The organism is Nitratidesulfovibrio sp. 1201_IL3209, assembly GCF_036763125.1.
Lineage (GTDB): Bacteria > Desulfobacterota > Desulfovibrionia > Desulfovibrionales > Desulfovibrionaceae > Cupidesulfovibrio.
The window spans coordinates 1-424 of sequence record NZ_JBAIYT010000087.1 but is presented as its reverse complement, the minus strand read 5'-3'; the positions used below and the strand labels follow the sequence as shown (position 1 = coordinate 424).

Below are 424 nucleotides of genomic sequence, written 5' to 3'. Positions count from 1 at the left end.
AGAAAAAGTGCTGGCATCGGCCTACTTTCCCACGCACGAATACGCAGTATCATCGGCGATGGAGGGCTTAACTTCCGAGTTCGGAATGGGATCGGGTGTACCCCCTCCTCCATGGATGCCAGCACAAATTCTGGTCACCGTCCGGGAAGGCTGGCTATGAGGCGCCGCCACGTCGGCCGGGACCGAAAGTTGTAATCAAACAGGGTGGAAAGGAAGTGTAGAGAAGAAAACAAGGCGCACGGGCTATTAGTACTGGTCAGCTGAGCGCGTCGCCGCGCGTATACCTCCAGCCTATCAACCGGGTTGTCTACCCGGGCCCTTCAGCTCCGAAGAGAGGGAGACCTTATCTTGAGGCAGGCTTCCCGCTTAGATGCTTTCAGCGGTTATCCCTTCCGCACATAGCTACCCTGCTGTGCCACTGGCG

The 424-nt window shown here is 57.3% G+C and carries 2 rRNA genes; both read right to left on the bottom strand.

The annotated features are described in order from the left end of the window. Nucleotides 1–8 precede the first annotated feature (8 nt). A 5S ribosomal RNA gene (gene rrf / locus V6B97_RS17165) occupies nt 9–123 on the bottom strand. A 102-nt stretch (nt 124–225) separates the two neighbouring features. Next, nucleotides 226–424, bottom strand: a 23S ribosomal RNA gene (locus V6B97_RS17160); the annotation flags it as partial.